We start from the raw sequence: 18,110 nt of genomic DNA, 5'->3' as shown, positions 1-18,110 counted from the left end.
TTGCGGCACATCTACCGCTGCCCGCTGCGCTGGGCGGACATGGATGCGTACGGCCATGTCAACAACGTGGTCTTCCTGCGCTACCTGGAGGAAGCCCGTATCGACTTCCTGTTCCGCCCGGACAAGGAGTTCAAGCAGGGGTCCGTGGTGGCGCGCCATGAGATCGACTACAAGCGGCAGCTCGTCCACCGGCATGCGCCCGTGGACATCGAGCTGTGGGTCACGGAGATCAGGGCGGCGTCCTTCACCCTCTCCTACGAGGTCAAGGACGGCGAAGAGGTCTACGTCCGGGCCTCGACGGTGATAGTGCCGTTCGACTTCGAGGCGCAGCGGCCGCGCCGGATCACCGCGGAGGAGCGGGAGTTCCTCCAGGAGTACATGGACGACGTGGACGCGGACGAGGACGAGCCCGAGGGGGAGGCCGTCGCCGCATGACGGTGCTCCACCTCGCCGACGAGGGGGAGGCGGCGGACCTCGCGGCCTTCCTCTCCCGGCTGCTCCACTACGACCGTGGAGCAGCGGTGCGTCTGCAGGCGGCGGGCACCGCACTCGCCGTCTTCGGACGGCCGCCGTCCTTCGAGGTGCTGGCGATCCGGGCGGTGCGGCTGGCCAAGCCGTACGAGAACGGGCTGGACGTCACGCTGGACGTGACCGTGTCCGCCGGTGAACTGCTGGAGTCGGTGGACGAGGCGGCGGCCACGGCTGCCGTCCCGGCCGCGGTGACCGGGCCGCCGTGGGCCGGCGTCATGCCGCCGCGCGGTGGCTGGCGGCCGGAGCCGGGGCTGCCGGACGCGGATGCGCTGCGGGCGATGGTCGCCGCAGCGGTGGCCGAATTCCGCTCCCGTACGCAGGAGTTGACGCCCGAGGGGCGTACGCGGGCCGAACTCGACCGGATCGGGCGGGAGATCTGGTCCCGGACGGTCGGGAAGACGGCGCTTCCGGTACGTGCCGTGCACGCGGCGCAGTCCCTGGGGTTCCTGCGGGGCAAGGGGGACCCGGGGTTGTTCTCGTCGGGTGCGTGGCTGCGGCTGCGGACCCCGTACGGCTCGATCGCCGTCCGACGGGCAGGACTCGGACCGCTGGACGTCAGCGTCCGCTGACTCGGTCGCCGCCCCGTCAGTCGCGTTCGCTGTCGTCCGGCCAGACGCCGATGTGGTCCGGCTCCAGTTCCAGGGCTACGCGGTCGCGCATGTCCAGGGTGCGGAGGTACTCGGCGGGGAGTTGCAGACGGCCCGCGCGGTCGAGCATGGCGTACTCGCGGGCCACCACCGTCTCGTGGCCGGTCGTCGCGTCGCGTTCGCTGCGGCGCAGGACCTCGGTGGAGGTGCGGCCGTCGCGGATGGCGACCGTGCGGCGGACCTCGCCGGCGACCGCCTGGTCGTGGGTGACGATGACGATGGTGGTGCCCAGGTGTTCGTTCGCCGTGCGGAAAGCGGCGAAGACCTGTTCCGCGGTGTGGGAGTCGAGTTCGCCGGTGGGTTCGTCGGCGAGCAGGACCGCAGGGTTGTTGGCGAGGGCCACCGCGATGGCGACGCGTTGCTGCTGGCCGCCGGACATCTGGTGCGGGCGGCGGTCGCGGCAGTCGGCGACCTCCAGCAACTCCAGGAGTTCCAGGGCGCGTTCGGACTGGGCGCGGCGGCGGGCCCGGCGGGAGCCGGCGAGCTGCATGGGCAGGGCGACGTTCTGGGCGGCGGTGAGGTAGGGCAGGAGGTTGCGGGAGGTCTGCTGCCAGACGAAGCCGACGACCTCGCGACGGTAGGCGAGGCGGTCCCCAGCAGTCATCGACAGCAGGTCGCGGCCGGCGACCCGGGCGGCGCCGGCGGTGGGGGTGTCGAGACCGGCGAGGATGTTCATCAGCGTCGACTTGCCGCTGCCGGAGGCGCCCACCAGGGCCATGAGTTCGCCCTCGCGGACGAGGAGGTCGAGGCCCTGGAGCGCCTGGACCTCCACGCCGTCCGTGCTGAAGATGCGGACCAGACGGTCGCAGGTGATCAGGGCGTCGTGGCCGTAGGCGGGGCGTTCGCGGTGGGCGTTCGCGCGGTGGGCCAGGTCGGCGAGGGTGGGGTTCGTCGTCATCGCAGGGCTCCTTCGCCGGAGGTCGAGTTCGCCGGATTCGAGTGCGCCGGATTCGAGTGGCTGCTCATGGCTCATCGGGTGTCGCCCGCCCTCAGCTCTCTCACCGACCCCCGCCGTCCCGTCCACCACGCCTGCCCCACCGCCACGCCCACGGTCAGCAGCAGGACCGCCGCCGCCGGTACGGCCAGCGACAGCGGGTCCGTGCTCAGCTGCGCCGGGCCCGCCTGGGGCTGGGGCGAGGGCAGGGCGATGGTCGTGAGGTCGATGCCGGGGGAGAGGAGACGGATGGTGGCCCAGGCGGCGAGAGTGCCGCCGAGGGCGGCCAGGGCGGAGTGGGGGAGCGACTCCAGGACGAGGAGCCGGCGGCCCTGGGCGCGAGTGAGGCCCATGGTGCGCAGCCGGGCGAGGAGGGCGGTGCGTTCGGGGGCGGCGCGCAGGAGGGACAGCAGCAGGGCCAGGACGGCGTACCCGGCACCGGCCGCCACCGCCGCCGTGTAGAGGCGTTCGGCGCCGGACTGCAGTGGCGAGTCGACGAACCGGCCCCGCTGCTCGGCCCGCAGCTGTACGTGCGCCGAGTCGCCCGCCGCCCGGCGCAGCGCGCCCCCGTCCAGGTGCTCGCCGGTCACCAGCAGCGAGTTCGGGCGGGCGGCCTCCGCGCCCAGCCCGGCGCGGTCCACGACCAGGAACTCGGTGCCGGTCACGGCCGGGGTGCGGTCCCGGACGAGGGCGATCCGGACGGTGATGGTGCTGCCGTCCTCCAGGCGGACCGGGAAGGGTCGGGTGCCGTAGGTCTCGGCGACGGCCGGGGAGGCAAGGGCGGGCAGGGGCGCCCGCGCGTGCCCCGAGCGCCTCAACTCACCCTCGTCGAAGGCCCCGAGGGACGTCCGCCGGGTCAGCGCCGCGTAGTCGTCGGGGTCGACGCCCGCGAGCGGTACCGACTGCGGGCCGCCGTGCGGTTTCGCCTGGTACGCGATGCTCGTCTCGGCCAGTCCGCGCACGCCGGGCGCCTGGCGGATCCGGTCGGGCAGGGCGGACGGCAGCGGGGCGGTCGCCTCGACGCGGGCGTCGGCGCCGATGGCGAGGACCGCCGCGCGGTCGCGGGTCTCGTGCACGCCGGCCAGGACCGAGCCGCCGAAGGCGGCCGTGGTGAGGGCGGTGGACAGGGCCAGCAGCGGCAGCACCGCGGAGACGGACGTACGGGCCGCGCGGGCCAGTGACAGCGGGCCCACCGCGCCGCGCAGCCGGGCGGCCGGGCGGGCGAGGCCGCGCAGCGGGAGCGGGTAGAGCCGGATCAGGACCAGGGCCGCGATCACCGCCACCAGCACCGGTGCCGCCGACGCCAGTTGATCGCCCGTCGTGCCCCGTCTGCGCAGCGTCTCGACCGCGCCGGCCGCCAGCACGACCAGCGTGAGTTCCGCGACCGTACGGCGCCGGGACGGACGTACGGACGCCACGTCCTCGCGGTCGCCGTGGACGCGGACGGCCCGGTGCGTGAGCGCGGCGCGCAGGGGGAGCGCCAGGCAGGCCACCGCGGTGACCGCGAGGGCGGCGACGAGCGCGGGTGTGCGGCGGCCCTCGGGGACCGCGAGCAGCGCGGCGGTGAGGCCGAGGGCGGCCGCGGGCACGGCCACGACCGCGGTCTCGCCGAGCAGGCGGGCCGCAAGGCCGGGCAGGGAGGCGCCGCGGGCGCGCAGCAGGGCGAGTTCGCTGCGGCGGCGGTCGGCGGCCAGACCGCCCGCCATCACCAGGACGACGACGGCCACCGTTCCGGTCCCGAACGCGGCCACGGCGACCAGCGGGCCGATGCCGGCGCGCTGCTCGTCGTAGGAGGTGAGCACCTCGTCGAGGTCGGTCGCCGCCTCCGCGCGCGGGTCGGTGGCCGTGCGGACCTCGCGCAGCCCCGGCCCCGATTCGAGCGCGGCGACCGCGGACTTCAGGGCGCCCAGGTCGTGGCCGTGCAGGGCGTCGACGTCGGGGGCCACCTGCCAGTAGGGCCCGGGGGCTCCGGCGGTGCCCAGCAGGGCGGGGGCCGCTTCGGGGTCGAGCAGCAGGGCGCCGAGCCAGTACCGGCTGCCGCTCGGGTCGTTCGGCACGCGGACCAGGGCGGGGGTGCGCAGCAGCGGCTGGGTCGACCAGTACGCGCCGGCCGGGTCGCGGGGGGTGACGATGCCGGTGACGCGCACGGCGAGCGGGGCGCGTTCCACACCGGGTACGTGGATGACCCGACCGACCCTGATGTGCAGGCTCCTGGCGGTCTCGGCGGTGACCGCGGCCTCCACCTCGGCGGTCGCGGCGGTCACCGGCGGGGAGGACACGCGCGGCAGCCGGCCCTCGGTCAGCCGGGAGTGGCCGGCGAGTCCGGGCTGGGCGGCGAGCGACACCTGCGCGGGCAGTCCGCTCGGCCGGGCCAGCCAGCGTTCGGGGACCTCCTGGTTGACGGTGGTGCGCACGCCGTACGTCGACTGGTCGGGGTCGGCGACCAGCGGTGGACGGGCGGCTCGCAGGACGTGCCTGTACTGCTCGGCCAGGGTGTCCGGGCGCAGCGCCCGCTCCCGTTGGCTCTGCTCCAGGCCGAAGTCGGGCTGTGGGGCGTACAGCTGGACGGTGGTCCGGTCGGGGAGGGCCTGTTCGACGGCCCGGCGCAGTCCGGCGTCCGCGTACCGGTCGACCGCGCGCGGGAACGCGGCGGCCAGGCAGGCGGTCACCGCCACCAGCAGCGCCAGCGCCCAGGCGGCACCCGGGGCGGCGCGCAGCCGGGTACGGATCCAGGGCGCGGCAGGGCGGGCCGGCTTCGGCATCTCATTCGCCCCCTGTTTCCCTGAGCGCCCGCGCCGGGTCCGTGCGGCGCAGCGCGAGTGCCGCGGTGACGAGCAGCGGGACGAGCGCAACCGCCGTCAGCAGGGCGGCCACGCGGGGAACCGGAAGCTCCACCAGCACCTCCGGCACCGGTCGGGTGGCCTGCGCGGTCAGGACGATCAACGGGATCACCGCCCGGGTCAGTACGGTCCCCAGCGCGGCGCCCACCAACAGCGCCAGCCCCACGAGGACGCCCTGCTCGACGGCGACCATCCGGGCCAGCCGGCGACGCGGGGTGCCCAGGGCGCGCAGCACGGCGAACTCGGCGTCCCGCTCCCGCAGCGACCCCGCCGCGCTCACCGCGAAACCGACCGCGGCCAGCGCCGCCGCCACCCCGGCCGCGGCGGCGAACGCGGCCTCGGGGCCGGCGCCGAACGGATCGTCGCGCAGCTCCTCGGCGATCTCGTCCCGGACGATCACCTGCTCGGGTTCCAGATCGGGCCGGGCCCGCAGTGCGGCGGCCACCTCGGCGGCCTCGCCCGGCACGGTCCCCAGCCACCACTCGGTGGGCGTGACGCTGGTGCCGTACCGGGCCTGCAACACCCGGTTCACGGACCGCAGATCGACGAGCAGAGCCCCTCCGTCGTGGTCGTCGGGCGTGGTCGGCAGCGCCCGTAGGGCCCGGACGATCCGCACCGGCAGGGTGTGGCCGCCGAACGCGACGTCCACGCGCTGCCCGGGGCGAGCGCCCGCCGACTCGAGGAAGCGGTCGGTCGCGACGGCCGTGATCTGCGGCGGCGCGGGCCGGCCGGCCTGCAGTCGGATGGTCAACGACGAGATGATCCAGGTGTATTCGCGGGGGATATAGCCGGTGCCGTAGGTGACCGTGAGCGGCTCGGAGGAGCTGACGCGAGGGCGGGTGGGCCTGGTGTCGGCGTTGGGAGACGCGGCCGTGCCGTCGCTCTCGGAGACGGCCTTCCAGCCGGTGGGCAGCGGCAGCCGCCGAACCGTCCCGTCGGTGGCGGTGGCCGTCAACGCGTCGACGCTGAACCGGTGTTGCTGGGCGCGGCCGGACGGCTGGCCCATGGTCAGGTGCAGGCCGGTCAGGGTGGCCGGGCCGAGCGGGCCGCCGAGGTCGGGGGTGAGGGTGTGGCGGCGGCCGTCGGCGGGGAGTTCGCCGGCCGGGATGCGGTACGGCGTGCCGTAGCGGTCCTCCAGGACGAGGGTCACGTCCGCCGTCATGCCGGGGGCGGAGGCGCGCAGGCCTGCCGTCAGCTGGAGCCGGGCGGTGTGCGCGGGTATGCGGGCGCCGGCCGCCGATCCTTCGGGGCCCAGGCCGGTCAGCAGCGGCCGCACCGGCTGGGCCGTCAGGTCCGGACGCATCAGCACGGCGTCCGCTGCGTGTGCGGTGTCCAGGGCGAGCACGGTCGCCGTCCGGTTGCCGGACAGCGGCAGTTCCGTACGGACGGCGGGGGCCGCCTCGGCGACGTGCGGGACGGACGCGTACTCCTCGGTGCGGCCGGGGCCGGCCTCCCCGGCGGCGAGTACGCGCACGGGGGCACCGGCGCGGAAGTCCGCCTGGTCGTCCTGCGAGCGGTTCCAGGAGGCGCCCTGACCGATCGCCAGCATGCCCAGCGCGACCGCGAGCACCAGCAGCAACACCGGGCCCGCACCGCGCATCGGGCGGCGGCTGAGCTGCCAGCCCGCGAGCGCGGCGGTCAGCCCGCGCCCGCCGGCCGCCCGGCGTTCGGCGAGCCGCGCCACCGGCGGCAGCAGCCGCAGCGTCAGCACCGTCCCGGCGAGCAGGGCGAGAGCGGGCGCCGACACCAGCAAGGGGTCGATGCCGAGGGTGCCGGCGGTGGTGTCGCTGACGGCGCCGGAAGTGTGCCGGTCGAGCTGCCAGTACGCGACGCCGGCCACGGCCAGGAGGCCGATGTCGGCGCCGGCGCGGACGGGGGTGGGGAGGGGGGCGTGGGAGCGGACGGGGGCGGCGCGCCCGCGTTGTGCTCCCCTGCGCTGGCGGGGTGCCGCTGTGCCCACCCTCCCCCACTCTCGGCTTCTCCCCCACGCTCGGCTTCGCTCGCGCGGGGGGACCCCCATGAGCGGGGGGACCCCCATCGCCCCAGCGGCACGACTGCCCGCAGCTACGCGGCCACCGCCCCCAACCCCCGCGCCACCGCGCAGCGTCCCGGCCCCCGCCGCCCAAAGCGCCGGCCCCGTCACCGCCAGCGCACATCCCAGGGCCACGCCCACCGCCACCAGCCACACCCCACCGCGGCCCCCGGCCGGCACGTCCAGTTGCAGGCCGATCCGGGCCAGCGGCCCCTGTCCGGCCAGGAGTCGGGTCAGCGGACCGGACAGCAGCGGCGCGCAGATCACCGCGGGCGCGGCGAGCAGCAGCGCCTCCAGCGCGGCATGGCCCGCGATGCGCGGGCCGGAGGCGCCCCGCGCCCGCAGCAGCCGGGTCTCGCCCGCGCGTTCGGCGCTCAGCAGCCGGGCCACCAGCAGCAGCGCACAGCCCGCGAGCAGCACCAGCTGCAGGGCGACGATCAGCAGGGTGGAGCGGGAGACGAGCAGGGAACGGTCGAGCCGGTCGAGGACGGCGGGCAGCTGGGTGGACGCGGCGGTCGTGCCGCTGAGCACCGGCTGCTCGCGCAGTGCCGCGCTCCCGGCGCGGGCCGCCTCACGCAGCGCGTCGACCCGGCCGGTGGACAGCGTGGAGAAGTCCGCCGACGCCAGCCAGCCGGACTGCCCGGTGCTCACTGCCTTGCCGGTCAGGATCTCGGGGGCGGCGAGCAGCGGGCCGTAGGTGGTGAAGCCGCCCTTGGTGATGCCGCGGCCGTGGAGGTCGTCCAGCTGCCAGTACGGCGCGGTCGGCTCGGCGGGACGGTAGACGCCGGTGATCAGGACGCGGGCGTCCGGGCCGCCGAGGCGGTCGACGACGGTGAGGCGGGCGCCGGGCTCCAGGCCGAGGCGCCGGGCGACGGTGCTGGGTACGGCTGCCTCGACGGCGTCGGCGGACGCGCGGGGGAGGCGGCCGTCGGTGATCCGCACCTGGGTGCTGTCCAGGGCGGCGAAGTACGTCAGGTCCGGGTCCGAGTCCTGCGCCGACCGCTCGTCGCTGGGCCGCAGGGCGCGGGGGAGGGCGTACGGCCCCGACCGCAGATAGCTCCGCACCGTCACCGGCAGCCCGTCGAAGGTCCGCCGCGCCCCTTCCCGTACGGCCTTGTCGGCGTCCGCGCGACCATCGGCCGGGACGTCGGCCTTGACGATCAGCGCGGTGTCGGCGGCGTTACGGGGGTCGTGCAGGGAGTGGCGCAGCGCCGCGTCGCCGATCGCGCCCGAGTAGGCGGTGAGCGTGGCCAGGACGGCCGTGGTGAGCAGGACGGTGAGCAGGGCCGCGGTCAGGAGCAGGCGGTGCGCCCGCGCCCGTAACACCACGAATCCCGCGAACCCCGTCACATGACCCCCCGCTGTTGTCCGGACCTCCGGGCGATGTTGGCAGAGGGGCCGCGCTCGGGTAAGCGCTTGTGGATCGGGCTTGACCGGATTGTGACCGGAATTCGGCGTCGTACGACCGGAATCCGGGACTCACCCCTCGGGCGTCAGTCCGGGGTGTTCACCATCGAGGCCGCCGCGTAGGTCAGGTAGTTCCACAGCGTGCGCTCGTGCTCCTCGGACAGGCCCAGCTCGTCGACGGCCACCCGCATGTGCTTCAGCCAGGCGTCGTGCGCGGCCCGGTCGACGGTGAAGGGGGCGTGGCGCATCCGCAGGCGCGGGTGGCCACGGTTCTCGCTGTACGTCGTCGGGCCGCCCCAGTACTGGATCAGGAAGAGGGTGAGGCGCTCTTCTGCGGGGCCCAGGTCCTCCTCGGGGTACATCGCCCGCAGGACCGGGTCCTCGGCCACTCCCTCGTAGAAACGGTGGACCAGGCGGCGGAAGGTCTCCTCCCCGCCGACCTGCTCGTAGAAGGTCTGCTCCTGAAGCGTGCCGCGCTGAATCTCTTTCACGCCCTCCATGCTCTCAGACCGGGTGACCCAGGACTCAAGACCTAGGACCACCTCCGCCACCACGCCCCGAGGTACTCGCCTGGCGCCGTGAACCGCAGCACAGTGGACATATGGGCGCGCATGCACTCGACAAGGACCTGGAGGCCGTCGCCGCCTCGGCGCGGGCGGCGCTGGTGCAGGAGATCGACGCGAGCGGGGCCTGGGCCGCGGACCCGGTGTGGCGGGAGGTGTTCGCGGCGGTCCCGCGCCATGTCTTCGTGCCCTACTACTACATCGGGACCGTGGACGGCTACGAACGGCTCTGGGGCGAGGACCCCGACCCGCGCGCCCGCGAGCGCTGGGCGCGCGGCGCCTACGCCGACACCCCGTTGGCCACCCGGCTGCGCGACGGTGAGCTGGTCTCCTCCAGCAGCCAGCCGTCCCTCATGGCGCTGATGCTGGCCGAGCTGCAGGTGGCGGACGGCCACCGGGTCCTGGAGATCGGCGCGGGCAGCGGTTACAACGCGGCGCTGCTCGCGCACCGCCTCGGCGACGACGACCTCGTCACCACCGTCGACCTGGAGCCGGAGATCACGGAGTCGGCCCGCCGGCACCTGGCCGCCGCCGGGTACCATCCGGTCGTCGTCACCGGGGACGGGGCGCGCGGGGTGCCCGAACGCGCCCCCTTCGACCGGATCATCGCGACCTGCACCATGTCGTCCATCCCGCACGCCTGGCTCGCCCAGTGCCGCCCCGGCGGCCGGATCCTGACCCCGCTGGCGACCGGCCTGGTCGCGCTGACGGTGCAGGACGCCGCGCATGCCGAGGGGCGCTTCCTGCACACGCCCGCCTATTTCGTGCCGCTGCGCGGCGGCGTCCGGCCCGAGCCGGAGCGGGCGTCCCTGGGCGCGGTGCCGCTCCGGGGCCGACAGCACGAGCTGTTCCGGTTCCTGCTCGCCCTGACCCGGGGCAGCCTGGACCCGCTGGAGGCGTACGCGCTGTGGGAGGGCGAGGGGCACCCCCGTCGCGAGCGGTACGGCGTCACCGTCGCCGGCGAACACCAGTGGGCGTGGCTGGACGAGCCGGAGGGACCGTACACCTGGTCCCTCCGCTGAACCGGAGCGTCAGCCCCGGCGGATGGTGATCGTCGTCCAGGCGCCCACGTGCACCCGGTCGCCGTCCTGGAGCGGTACCGGCACGAAGGGCTGGATCGGGTCCTCCGAGCCGTTGACCGTGGTGCCGTTCGTCGAGTTCTGGTCGACGACCGCCCAGGTGCCGTCCGGCTGCTGCACCAGCACCGCGTGCTGGTGCGAGACGCCCGGGTCCTCCGGCGGCACCGACAGGTCGATGTCGGGGGTGTCACCGGTGGAGTGCCGGCGGCGGCCGATCGTGACCTGGTTGCCGGAGAGCGTGCGCTGCTGCTCCGGGGAGTACGCGGGCAGGTTCAGGCCCGCGGCCTCGGGGCCGGAGCGCTGCATCATCGCCATGAAGTACTCGCGGTCCGGGCCGATGGTCGCCGTCCAGGTCGCCGGCCGCTGCGGGGCGCCGGGGCCGGGCGGCGGGGGCGCGGTCTGCGAGCCGGGCTGGGGATAGCCGTAGCCGCCGGGCTGACCGGGGCCCGCGGAGGACGGCGGGGAGATCACCCAGTCGTCACCGCCGCCGAAGGACGGGCCGCCCGGCTGCGGACGGTTCCCCTCCTGCGGGAACGCGGGCGGGGCGGGCGGGCCGGGCTGCTGGAACGCCTGCGGAGCACCCGGGTGCGTACCGGGGCCTCCCGGGCCTCCCGCGGGACCGGGACCGGGCGGCGGCGGAACCGGCCGCGACGGGTCCGCGCCGAAGCCGGGCTGACCGCCGGGACCGGGCGGGCCGGGAGGACCGCTCGGGTCGCCGCCGAAGGGCGGGCCCGGCGGGATCGGCTCGGCGGGCCGGTTCATCTGCGAGGGCCGCGAGCCCTGGTACTCGTACGACTCACCGCCCCCGAAGGACGGCGGGGCGGGCGGCCGCTGGAAGCGCGGGTCCCCCGGGCCGGACGCCGACGGGCGCGGGGCGGCCGGGGTGTACGAGGTCGCGGTGTTCGTCAGGAAGTTCCACCGGCACTCCTCGCAGAACGGCGCGCCGCCCTCACGGGGCGTACGGCACTGCGGGCAGAGCTCCGGAGCGGCGTCCGGTACGGCGGACGGGTGCGGGCGTCCGCCGGGCTGGCCGGCGTTCGGCCCACCGGGCTGGCCGTTCGGGCCGGGCGGCGGCGGGAAGCCGTAGCCGCCGCCTGCGGGGGGCGGTGGCGGAGGGGGTGGTGGTACGGCACCGGCCATGCGGTGACCGCAGACCTCGCACCAGTCGTCGGAACCCGACTGGTGTCCGTTCGGGCAGGTCGGCATGTCGGCGCTTCCCCCTCTCCTTTCCGGCCGTCCGGCCGGATTTTCTCCAACCCCAAGGGGTCAGGCTCGCTGTTTCTCAGGGTCCTGCTACGTCACTTCTTCACACGAACAGTCTTTGTCGACCGGGTCTCGAGAGTCATCTCGTCGGCCTCCTCGACCTTCGCCTTCAGTCGCACAGTACCTGTCGCGGCATCGACCACGTCCACCACCTTCGCAAGGAGTTTCGCAGTATCCGCATTCCCGGAGGCGCTGGCGAGCTGAACGGCACGGCCCAGTTTGGCCGTTGCTCCATCGATGTCTCCCGATTTGCGCAGATCGAGCCCCTGTTGGATGACTTGTGCCAGTTCGGCCTGGCCGGTGTAGTGGGCCACCTGCGGGTTGATCGACGTCGAGGCGACCATGTCGTCGGTCCACACGGCCCGGACCAGGCCCTGCGCGCCCAAGTTCTGCGCCGTCCCTCCCCCACTCTCGGCTTCGCTCGAGCGGGAGGTGCCCCCAGGTTGCGGGATCACGAGAGAGACGCGGGCGGCCAGCATCTCCTGGCCGATGTTGGCGGGCGGGACCTCGACGCACACGTGGTAGTCACGGGACTCGTCTCCCCAGGAACCGGTGGGGTAGTCCCCGGCGCGCGGGCCCGCCTCGGTGCGCCGGTCGGTCAACTCCTCCACGGTGGGCGCGACTTGCTTGACGAACTTGATGGTGGTGCCGACCGGCGTCCACAGCCTGAGGGCGACGTCCGCGACCTCCTTGCCCATGGCCGTCTCCATCATCTGCGTGAAGTCGGCGGCGAGTCCGGCCGGGTCGGCGACGATGTCGGCGGTGCCGAGCAGGGCAGAGGCGATTCCTGTGACTTCTTTCACTTCCCAGTCGGTGCCCACGCCCCGGGCGTCACAAGTGAAGCGTCCGGCACAGGAGTCCAGCGACGCCTTGAGGTCCTCCGCGGACTCGTGCTCGTTGCGGCCGTCGGTGAGCAGGATGCCGTGCCGGATGGCGACGTCCGCCGAGGACAGCAGCCGGTCGGCAAGACGCAGCCAGGTCCCGATGGCCGTACCACCGCCGGCGCTGAGCTTGCGCAGGGCCTGCTTGGCCTGCTCGCGGGTGGTGGCGTCGGCGACGGCGAGCCGGCCGCCGCCCGGATAGACCTCCTTGGCGACGTGCGTGCCGCCGATCACCGCGAAGTGCACGCCGTCGCGCAGGGTGTCGATGGCGGCGGACGTCGCGTCCCGGGCGTTGCGCATCTTGGTCGGCGGGTAGTCCATCGACCCCGAACAGTCGACCATGATCGCCACGGCCGCGGACGGGCCCTCGCCCGGCGCGTAGAGGTGGGGTGCCGCCACCGCGCTTCCGATCGTGCCGCCGCCGGTCGCGGTCACCGTCACGATCGCGTTGACCTCCCGGCCGCCCTCCGGCAGGTACTCGTTCTGGTACACGTCCATCGAGAACTGCGGCACGTTCGACTTCGAGAAATTGGCCATGCCCTATCGGCTCCCCCTTGAACGCCCCGCAGGATGCGGGGCGATGACGGAATACGGACCGGTCCCCTCCGGTCCGTCGAGGCGTCCCCGTACGCGGCCTCAGGCCGATCCTGCCCCCTGCGGCGGGGCCGGGAACGGCACAAGGGCCACTGTTACGTTGTCGTGGCCCCCACCGTCCAGTGCGTGACCGACCAGAACCCGGGCTCCGTGCAGCGGACGGACGGCGGCGTCGGCCGGGAGGACGTCGGCCATCTCCTCGGCCGCCTCCGCGTAGTTCCACAGGCCGTCCGTGCACACCACCACTACACCCGGCCGGTCCGGCTTGAAGGAAGCGGTGTGTGGCTCCAGTTCGTACGCGTCCGCACCCAGCCAGCCCGTGATCGCGTGGGCGCGCTCGTCGGCGTACGCCTCCGCCTCGTTCATCAGGCCCGCGGCGACCATCTGCGCGGCCCAGGAGTCGTCCTCGGTGAGCCGGGCCGGGGGTGAGGTGCGGTCCACCGGCACCCAGTAGGCGCGGCTGTCACCGACCCAGCCGACCACCAGCAGGCCCGCGGTGACCACCGCGCCGACCAGCGTGCAGGCCGGGGCGTTCTGGTGCGGGGCGTGCTCGCGGGCCGTCGCGGGTTCCTGCGCGAGTGCGTTGACCGCGTGGGCGGCGGCGACGATCGCGTCGTGCATGGCCTGCTGCGGGTGCGTGCCGAGCGGCAGGGCGGCCAGCAGCGACTCGCTCGCGGCGCGGGAGGCGGCGAGCGAGGCGTCGTCGGGACGGGTCGCCGACGACACGCCGTCGCAGACGATCGCCACCAGGGCGCCCGAGCCGTCGGGCAGCGCGGTGCGGCCGATGCCGAACGCGTCCTCGTTGCGGTGGTGGCGCAGACCGCGGTCGCTGACGGCCGCGATCGGGCCGTACTCCTGCTCCATGTGATCGCGTTCGCGCGGCTGGGCGTGCCCGCAGTTCTCGCAGTAGCCGTCGTCGTCGACGCGGCCCGCACGGCACGCCACGCACAGCTTGGCCGGGTCGGCGGGCGCCGCGACATCGGCGGCGACGCGCGGGTCCGGGGCCTGGAGGGGGTACTCCTCGGGTTCCCCGGGACGGTCGAACCGCACGCCGGCGGCGACCTGGGGCGGCGACTGCGGTGCGGTGGGCAGGGGGGAACCGCCCGAGTCCGTGCCCGGCACGTCCGTCGGCAGATGCACCGCGGGGGGCGTGTCGGAGCTGCCCGGAACGGCGGCGACGGGCCAGCCGGCCGGCGGCGCGGCGCCCGGGCTTCCCGAGCCGTTCAGGGTGAGCGTCGGGCCGTCGTCCGGCCGCGGCGGTACGGCGGACAGGTCGTATCCGCACGCACCGCAGAAACGGTCACCCGACTCGAGCGGCTCCTCGCAGCTCGGACACCTCGACAAGGCGGCCTGCTGGGGCATCTGCGACATCAACTACACCCATGTCCGGGGGCGGTAACGGTTGGCACGTTCCACCAGGTCGATCCTCTCCTCGCCGCCCCGCGCCAGCCGGGCCAGCGTGCGGTACGAACGCTCCAGGCCGAAGCGCAGGCCTCGTTCGTCCAGGCCGCTGCCGAGCAGCGTCCGTCCCCCGGCGGCATGGGGGTCCCCCCGTCCGGCCGGGGCCGGGTGCGGGGGAGGGACGGATCCCTGGCCACCGGAGAGTATCCAGTCCAGGGCACAGCCGAGCACCTCCGTGGCCAACTGCTCGCGCCGCGTCGGATCCAGGCCGTACGCATCCAGCGCCTCCACCTGCCCGGCGGCGGCGCTCAGATCCTCCAGGAAGGGTACGTCGGAGCCCACCGCCGTGCGTTGCCGGAGCCGGGCGCGGACGGCCGCCACCCGGGCCGCCGTGTAGTGGATGGAGGACTCCGGTACCGACTCCAGCGTCGTCACGGCGCTGCGCCGGTCGCCGGTCGCGAGCTGGACGCGGGCCAGGCCGAAGGCGGCGCTCACATAGCTCGGGTCGGTCGACCACACCAGGCGGTAGTACTCGGCGGCGTTGTCGAGCTGGCCGAGCACCTCCGCGCACAGGCCGAGCGCGAGCTTGGGTGCCGTCTCACCGGGGAAGGCGTCGTAGATCGCGTCGAAGGCGAGGGCGGCGCCTTCGTGGTCGCCGGTGACCAGTGCGGTCACGCCCCGGTACCAGACCACCCGCCAGTCGTCGGGCCGCTCCGCCTCCAGGGTGCGCAGGGCGGCCGGCGCGGCGGCGGAGTCGTCGTTCTCCAGCCACGCCCGGATCTGCCGCAGCCGCGTCTCGATCGACGGGGCCGGCGCCGCGGCCAGCGCACTGAGCAGCTCGGCCGGCGCGGTCGCCATCAGGCCCGCGAGGAAACCGGCGTTGGGGTCGCCCGGGTCGACGCGGGGGACGGGCAGCGCGAGGGCGGCGGCAGCGGTACCGACGGGTTTGACGAGGCCGGCCGTGGTGCTCGGGGCGGCGCCGGTGAGCTGAGGCTGCTGCTTCCGCGCCCGTACGACCCGCGCCCCGAGCCGCGACACCTCACCCTCCAGCGGCGGGAACAACTCCGTGTCCGTCACCCGCAGTTCCGGCCCGAACAGCGTCGACAGCGAGGGCCGGGCCCGGCCCGTCTGCAGCGACACGACCTCGCGCAGCACTCCCGTCAGCTGCTCCGACATCTCCTGCGCGGAGGCGAACCGGCGGGCCGGGTCGGGGTCGGTGGCGCGGACCAGGAGCCGGTAGAAGGACTCGTACTGGCGGAAGACCTCGATGTTGTCGGGGTCGGGCAGGGAGTCGACGTAGACGTTGGTGTAGCCCTGGAAGTCGAAGGTGAGGACGGCCAGGGTGCGGGCCACCGTGTACAGGTCGGACGCCACCGAAGGGCCGGCCTCCGCGACTTCCGGCGCCTGGTAGCCGACCGTGCCGTAGATCGCCGACTCGTCGTCGTCCATGCGGCGCACCGCGCCCATGTCGATGAGCTTGAGCTGGTCCTCGGTCTGGATGGCGTTGTCGACCTTGAAGTCGCAGTACAGCAGGTTGCGGCTGTGCAGGTGGTCGAGGGCCTCCAGCGCCTCGATGCCGTACGCGCAGGCCTGCTCCACCGGCAGCGGGTCGCGTCGGCCCTCCGGGGTGCGGCGGGCGTTCGCGATCTCCTTGAGGGACTTGCCGCCGACGTACTCCATGACGATGTAGCCGTCGAGGGAGCCGGTGCGCTGGTCGAGGTGCTCGACGAAGTTGTAGATCCGCACGATGTTGGCGTGCTCGATCTCGGCGAGGAAGCGCCGCTCGGAGATCGCGGCGGCCATGGCGTCCTGGTCGCCGGTGTCGAGCAGGCCCTTCAGCACGACCCAACGGTCCGACACCGCACGGTCGACGGCGAGGTAGATCCAGCCCAGGCCGCCGTGCGCGAGGCAGCCCACGACCTCGTACTGGCCGTGCACGACGTCGCCGGCCTTCAGCTTCGGGACGAACGAGTACGGGTGGCCGCACTTGGTGCAGAAGCCCTCGGTGCGCCCGGGACGGTCCCCGCGGGCGCGGCCCACCGGCGCCCCGCAGTCCGAGCGCGAGCAGAACCGCTTGCGCTCCGGCACTTCCGGGTTCTCCAGGACCATCGCGCGCGGGTCGGGGCGTGGGACCTGCGGCACCTGCACCAGTCCGGCACCCAGGCGGCCACGGCCGGAGGAACCGGTGGTGGAGCCGGAGCTGCGCACCGACACCGAGCGGCCCGTCGAACGGCCCGACAGCGAGCGCGACAGCCGCCCCGACACCGAGCGGCGGGACTTCGACGACTGCGACGACGTACGCGAACTGCGCGCACTGGAGCGTGAGCTGCCGCTGCCCGCCGAACCGCGCGAGCCCCGGCCGCCGCCCGTGATCCCGGTGGGCGGCGAACCGACCATGCCGCTGGCGGACACCACCGGCGCCAGGCCGCAGGTGTCGCAGTAGAGTTCGCCGCCGCCGACGTCCTCGTACGACCCCTCGCAGCCGGGCCGCTGGCAGGACTGCTGTGCCTGACTCATCTCGCTGCATCCCCCTTGTCGCTCACCGCGCCCGGCCCCCTGCGGTCCTGCGGTCCCGCCTGCCCCGGCACCCGCGGGGCGGTGCCGAGCAGATCGGCCGCCGTCTGCTGGTAGCGCTGCACGGCCTGTTCGGCGACCCGCAGGTCGCAGGGTGCGCTCCACAGCATGCGGCGCGCCGCGTCGTACCGCTCGATGAGCAGCGGGTCCTCGGCCAGTCCGTGCCGGGCGACCTTCGCCTTGTACGCGTCCAGACGGCCGCGCAGCTCCGCGCGGACCGCCAGGGGCGCGGTGACGGCGGTCAACGACTCGCGGGCGCGCAGCAGTTCGTCCTCGGCCTTCTGCTCCAGGGACTCCAGGAGCGGGGACAGCCGGTGCCACTGGGCCTGTCTGCGGTACTCGGCGGCCGCCGCCAGCTGCTCCTGGAGTGCGGTCGGCGGTCCGCTGACGACCGGCACCTCCGTGGCGGCGATCTTCGCGAGGACCTCGCCGCGCGCGGTGCGTGCCTCGGCGAGCGTGCGGTCGGCCCGGGACAGCACGTCCCGCAGCCTGATCAGCCGCTGCTCGGCATCCTGGCGGACCGTCAGTACGGCGTCGATCTCCCGGCGCACCTCCTCCAGGGCGCGCGCCTCACGGTCGTACACCGTGGTGTCCGGTCGGCCGCCGCCCGGTGCCGAACTGCCCTCGGCGGGCAGCCAGAACGCCAGCGGGTCGGAGACCACTTCTTCGCGCAGCTTCGTCAGCGTGCGCGTGATGCGCTCCAGGTCGTCGCCCGCCGGGTGCTCACCGGGGCGCACGCCGACGGAGTGCGCGAGCCTGCGGGTGCGCTGGAGCTCGGCGGCCAGTAAATCGATCCGTGCAGGCAGCGCGGACCACACCGAGTCGGCGGCGACGACCATGTCCAGCGACATCGCGTACAGCTCGTTCATCCGGTCCACCAGCCCGGCCAGCGAGAACTGCTGGCTGAGCTTGCCCGTGCCGTGCAGTGTGGGCGCGTTCGCCGTCGCCGCGGCGCTGCCGGCGACCGTGACGGAGTCGCCGCGCAGCAGCTCGGTCAGCTCCAGCAGGTCCTCGCGGCTGGACCAGCGGCGGCGGGCGCGGATCTCGCGGGCGGAGCGCAACGCGCTCGTGTACGCGTCGAAGTACGCCCACAGCAGCGTGATCGACGCCTCCGCGGCCGCCCAGCGCTCCTTGGTCGTGCCGGTGAGCTCGGCGCCCTCGAGGAGTCGGCGGCCCGCGTGGTCCTGCAGGGCGAGGAGCGAGGTCTCGATCGCCTCGTGTTCCGCGCCGAGCCGCGCCAGCGCACGGTCCACCTCGTCCCGGTCCATTACCGGACCGGAGGCTCCCGCGACGCCCATCGATCACCTCTCGTTGCTGGTGTGTTCCGTGCCGGTGTGTGTCGTCGGCCGTCCTTCATCCGGCCG

12 protein-coding genes are annotated in these 18,110 nt (G+C 74.5%); 3 read left to right on the top strand and 9 right to left on the bottom strand.

Annotated elements, in window-relative coordinates; all coding sequences use genetic code 11:
- Together ACFVJQ_RS22150 and ACFVJQ_RS22145 are read left to right on the top strand one after the other, a co-directional pair.
- On the top strand, window positions 1–435 hold the full coding sequence (locus ACFVJQ_RS22150; protein ID WP_385786071.1) for an acyl-CoA thioesterase: 435 nt from the start codon (window positions 1–3) through the stop codon (window positions 433–435).
- Window positions 432–1,100 carry a hypothetical protein gene (locus ACFVJQ_RS22145; RefSeq protein WP_385510318.1) on the top strand — a complete coding sequence of 223 codons (669 nt, stop codon included), beginning with the start codon at window positions 432–434 and terminating at the stop codon, window positions 1,098–1,100. Before ACFVJQ_RS22150 ends, ACFVJQ_RS22145 begins: the two co-directional genes overlap by 4 nt.
- Window positions 1,101–1,116: 16 nt before the next feature.
- Here ACFVJQ_RS22145 and ACFVJQ_RS22140 read toward each other — a convergent pair whose 3' ends face one another.
- The 4 genes from ACFVJQ_RS22140 to ACFVJQ_RS22125 all read right to left on the bottom strand — a co-directional run bounded on the left by ACFVJQ_RS22140 (window position 1,117) and on the right by ACFVJQ_RS22125 (window position 8,891).
- The gene (locus tag ACFVJQ_RS22140) at window positions 1,117–2,076 is read right to left on the bottom strand and encodes an ABC transporter ATP-binding protein (protein WP_385786068.1); all 960 of its coding nucleotides are present in this window, start codon (window positions 2,074–2,076) and stop codon (window positions 1,117–1,119) included.
- Between the two features lie 71 nt (window positions 2,077–2,147).
- Window positions 2,148–4,874, bottom strand: a complete 2,727-nt coding sequence (locus tag ACFVJQ_RS22135) for an FtsX-like permease family protein (RefSeq protein ID WP_385786065.1) — start codon at window positions 4,872–4,874, stop codon at window positions 2,148–2,150.
- Window position 4,875: 1 nt separating this feature from the next.
- Entirely contained in the window at window positions 4,876–8,334 is a 3,459-nt protein-coding gene (locus ACFVJQ_RS22130; RefSeq protein ID WP_385786062.1) for an ABC transporter permease, read from the bottom strand.
- Between the two features lie 143 nt (window positions 8,335–8,477).
- Entirely contained in the window at window positions 8,478–8,891 is a 414-nt protein-coding gene (locus ACFVJQ_RS22125) for a globin (protein ID WP_385510322.1), read from the bottom strand.
- A gap of 101 nt (window positions 8,892–8,992) precedes the next feature.
- Here ACFVJQ_RS22125 and ACFVJQ_RS22120 point away from each other — a divergent pair, with 101 nt between their 5' ends.
- A complete protein-coding gene (locus ACFVJQ_RS22120) occupies window positions 8,993–9,976 on the top strand; it encodes a methyltransferase domain-containing protein (RefSeq protein WP_385510323.1) in 984 nt (327 codons plus the stop codon).
- Window positions 9,977–9,985: 9 nt separating this feature from the next.
- On the opposite strand, the gene ACFVJQ_RS22115 is transcribed toward ACFVJQ_RS22120, so the two are convergent.
- The 5 genes from ACFVJQ_RS22115 to ACFVJQ_RS22095 all read right to left on the bottom strand — a co-directional run bounded on the left by ACFVJQ_RS22115 (window position 9,986) and on the right by ACFVJQ_RS22095 (window position 18,044).
- Window positions 9,986–11,239 (bottom strand): FHA domain-containing protein, encoded by a 1,254-nt coding sequence (locus ACFVJQ_RS22115; RefSeq protein ID WP_385786059.1) that lies wholly within the window; start codon window positions 11,237–11,239, stop codon window positions 9,986–9,988.
- Window positions 11,240–11,331: 92 nt separating this feature from the next.
- On the bottom strand, window positions 11,332–12,714 hold the full coding sequence (locus ACFVJQ_RS22110; RefSeq protein ID WP_385786056.1) for a VWA domain-containing protein: 1,383 nt from the start codon (window positions 12,712–12,714) through the stop codon (window positions 11,332–11,334).
- A 99-nt stretch (window positions 12,715–12,813) separates the two neighbouring features.
- Window positions 12,814–14,145, bottom strand: a complete 1,332-nt coding sequence (locus tag ACFVJQ_RS22105; protein ID WP_385786053.1) for a PP2C family serine/threonine-protein phosphatase — start codon at window positions 14,143–14,145, stop codon at window positions 12,814–12,816.
- A complete protein-coding gene (locus tag ACFVJQ_RS22100; RefSeq protein ID WP_385510327.1) occupies window positions 14,146–16,689 on the bottom strand; it encodes a tetratricopeptide repeat protein in 2,544 nt (847 codons plus the stop codon).
- Window positions 16,686–18,044, bottom strand: a complete 1,359-nt coding sequence (locus tag ACFVJQ_RS22095) for a hypothetical protein (RefSeq protein WP_385786049.1) — start codon at window positions 18,042–18,044, stop codon at window positions 16,686–16,688. The genes ACFVJQ_RS22100 and ACFVJQ_RS22095 overlap by 4 nt, the downstream gene beginning before the upstream one ends.
- Window positions 18,045–18,110 lie beyond the last annotated feature (66 nt).

It is taken from the genome of Streptomyces sp. NPDC127197 (assembly GCF_042672405.1).
GTDB lineage: Bacteria > Actinomycetota > Actinomycetes > Streptomycetales > Streptomycetaceae > Streptomyces > Streptomyces flavusporus.
The sequence above is the reverse complement of the archived record's forward strand: the minus strand, read 5'-3'. Positions and strand labels throughout refer to the sequence as shown.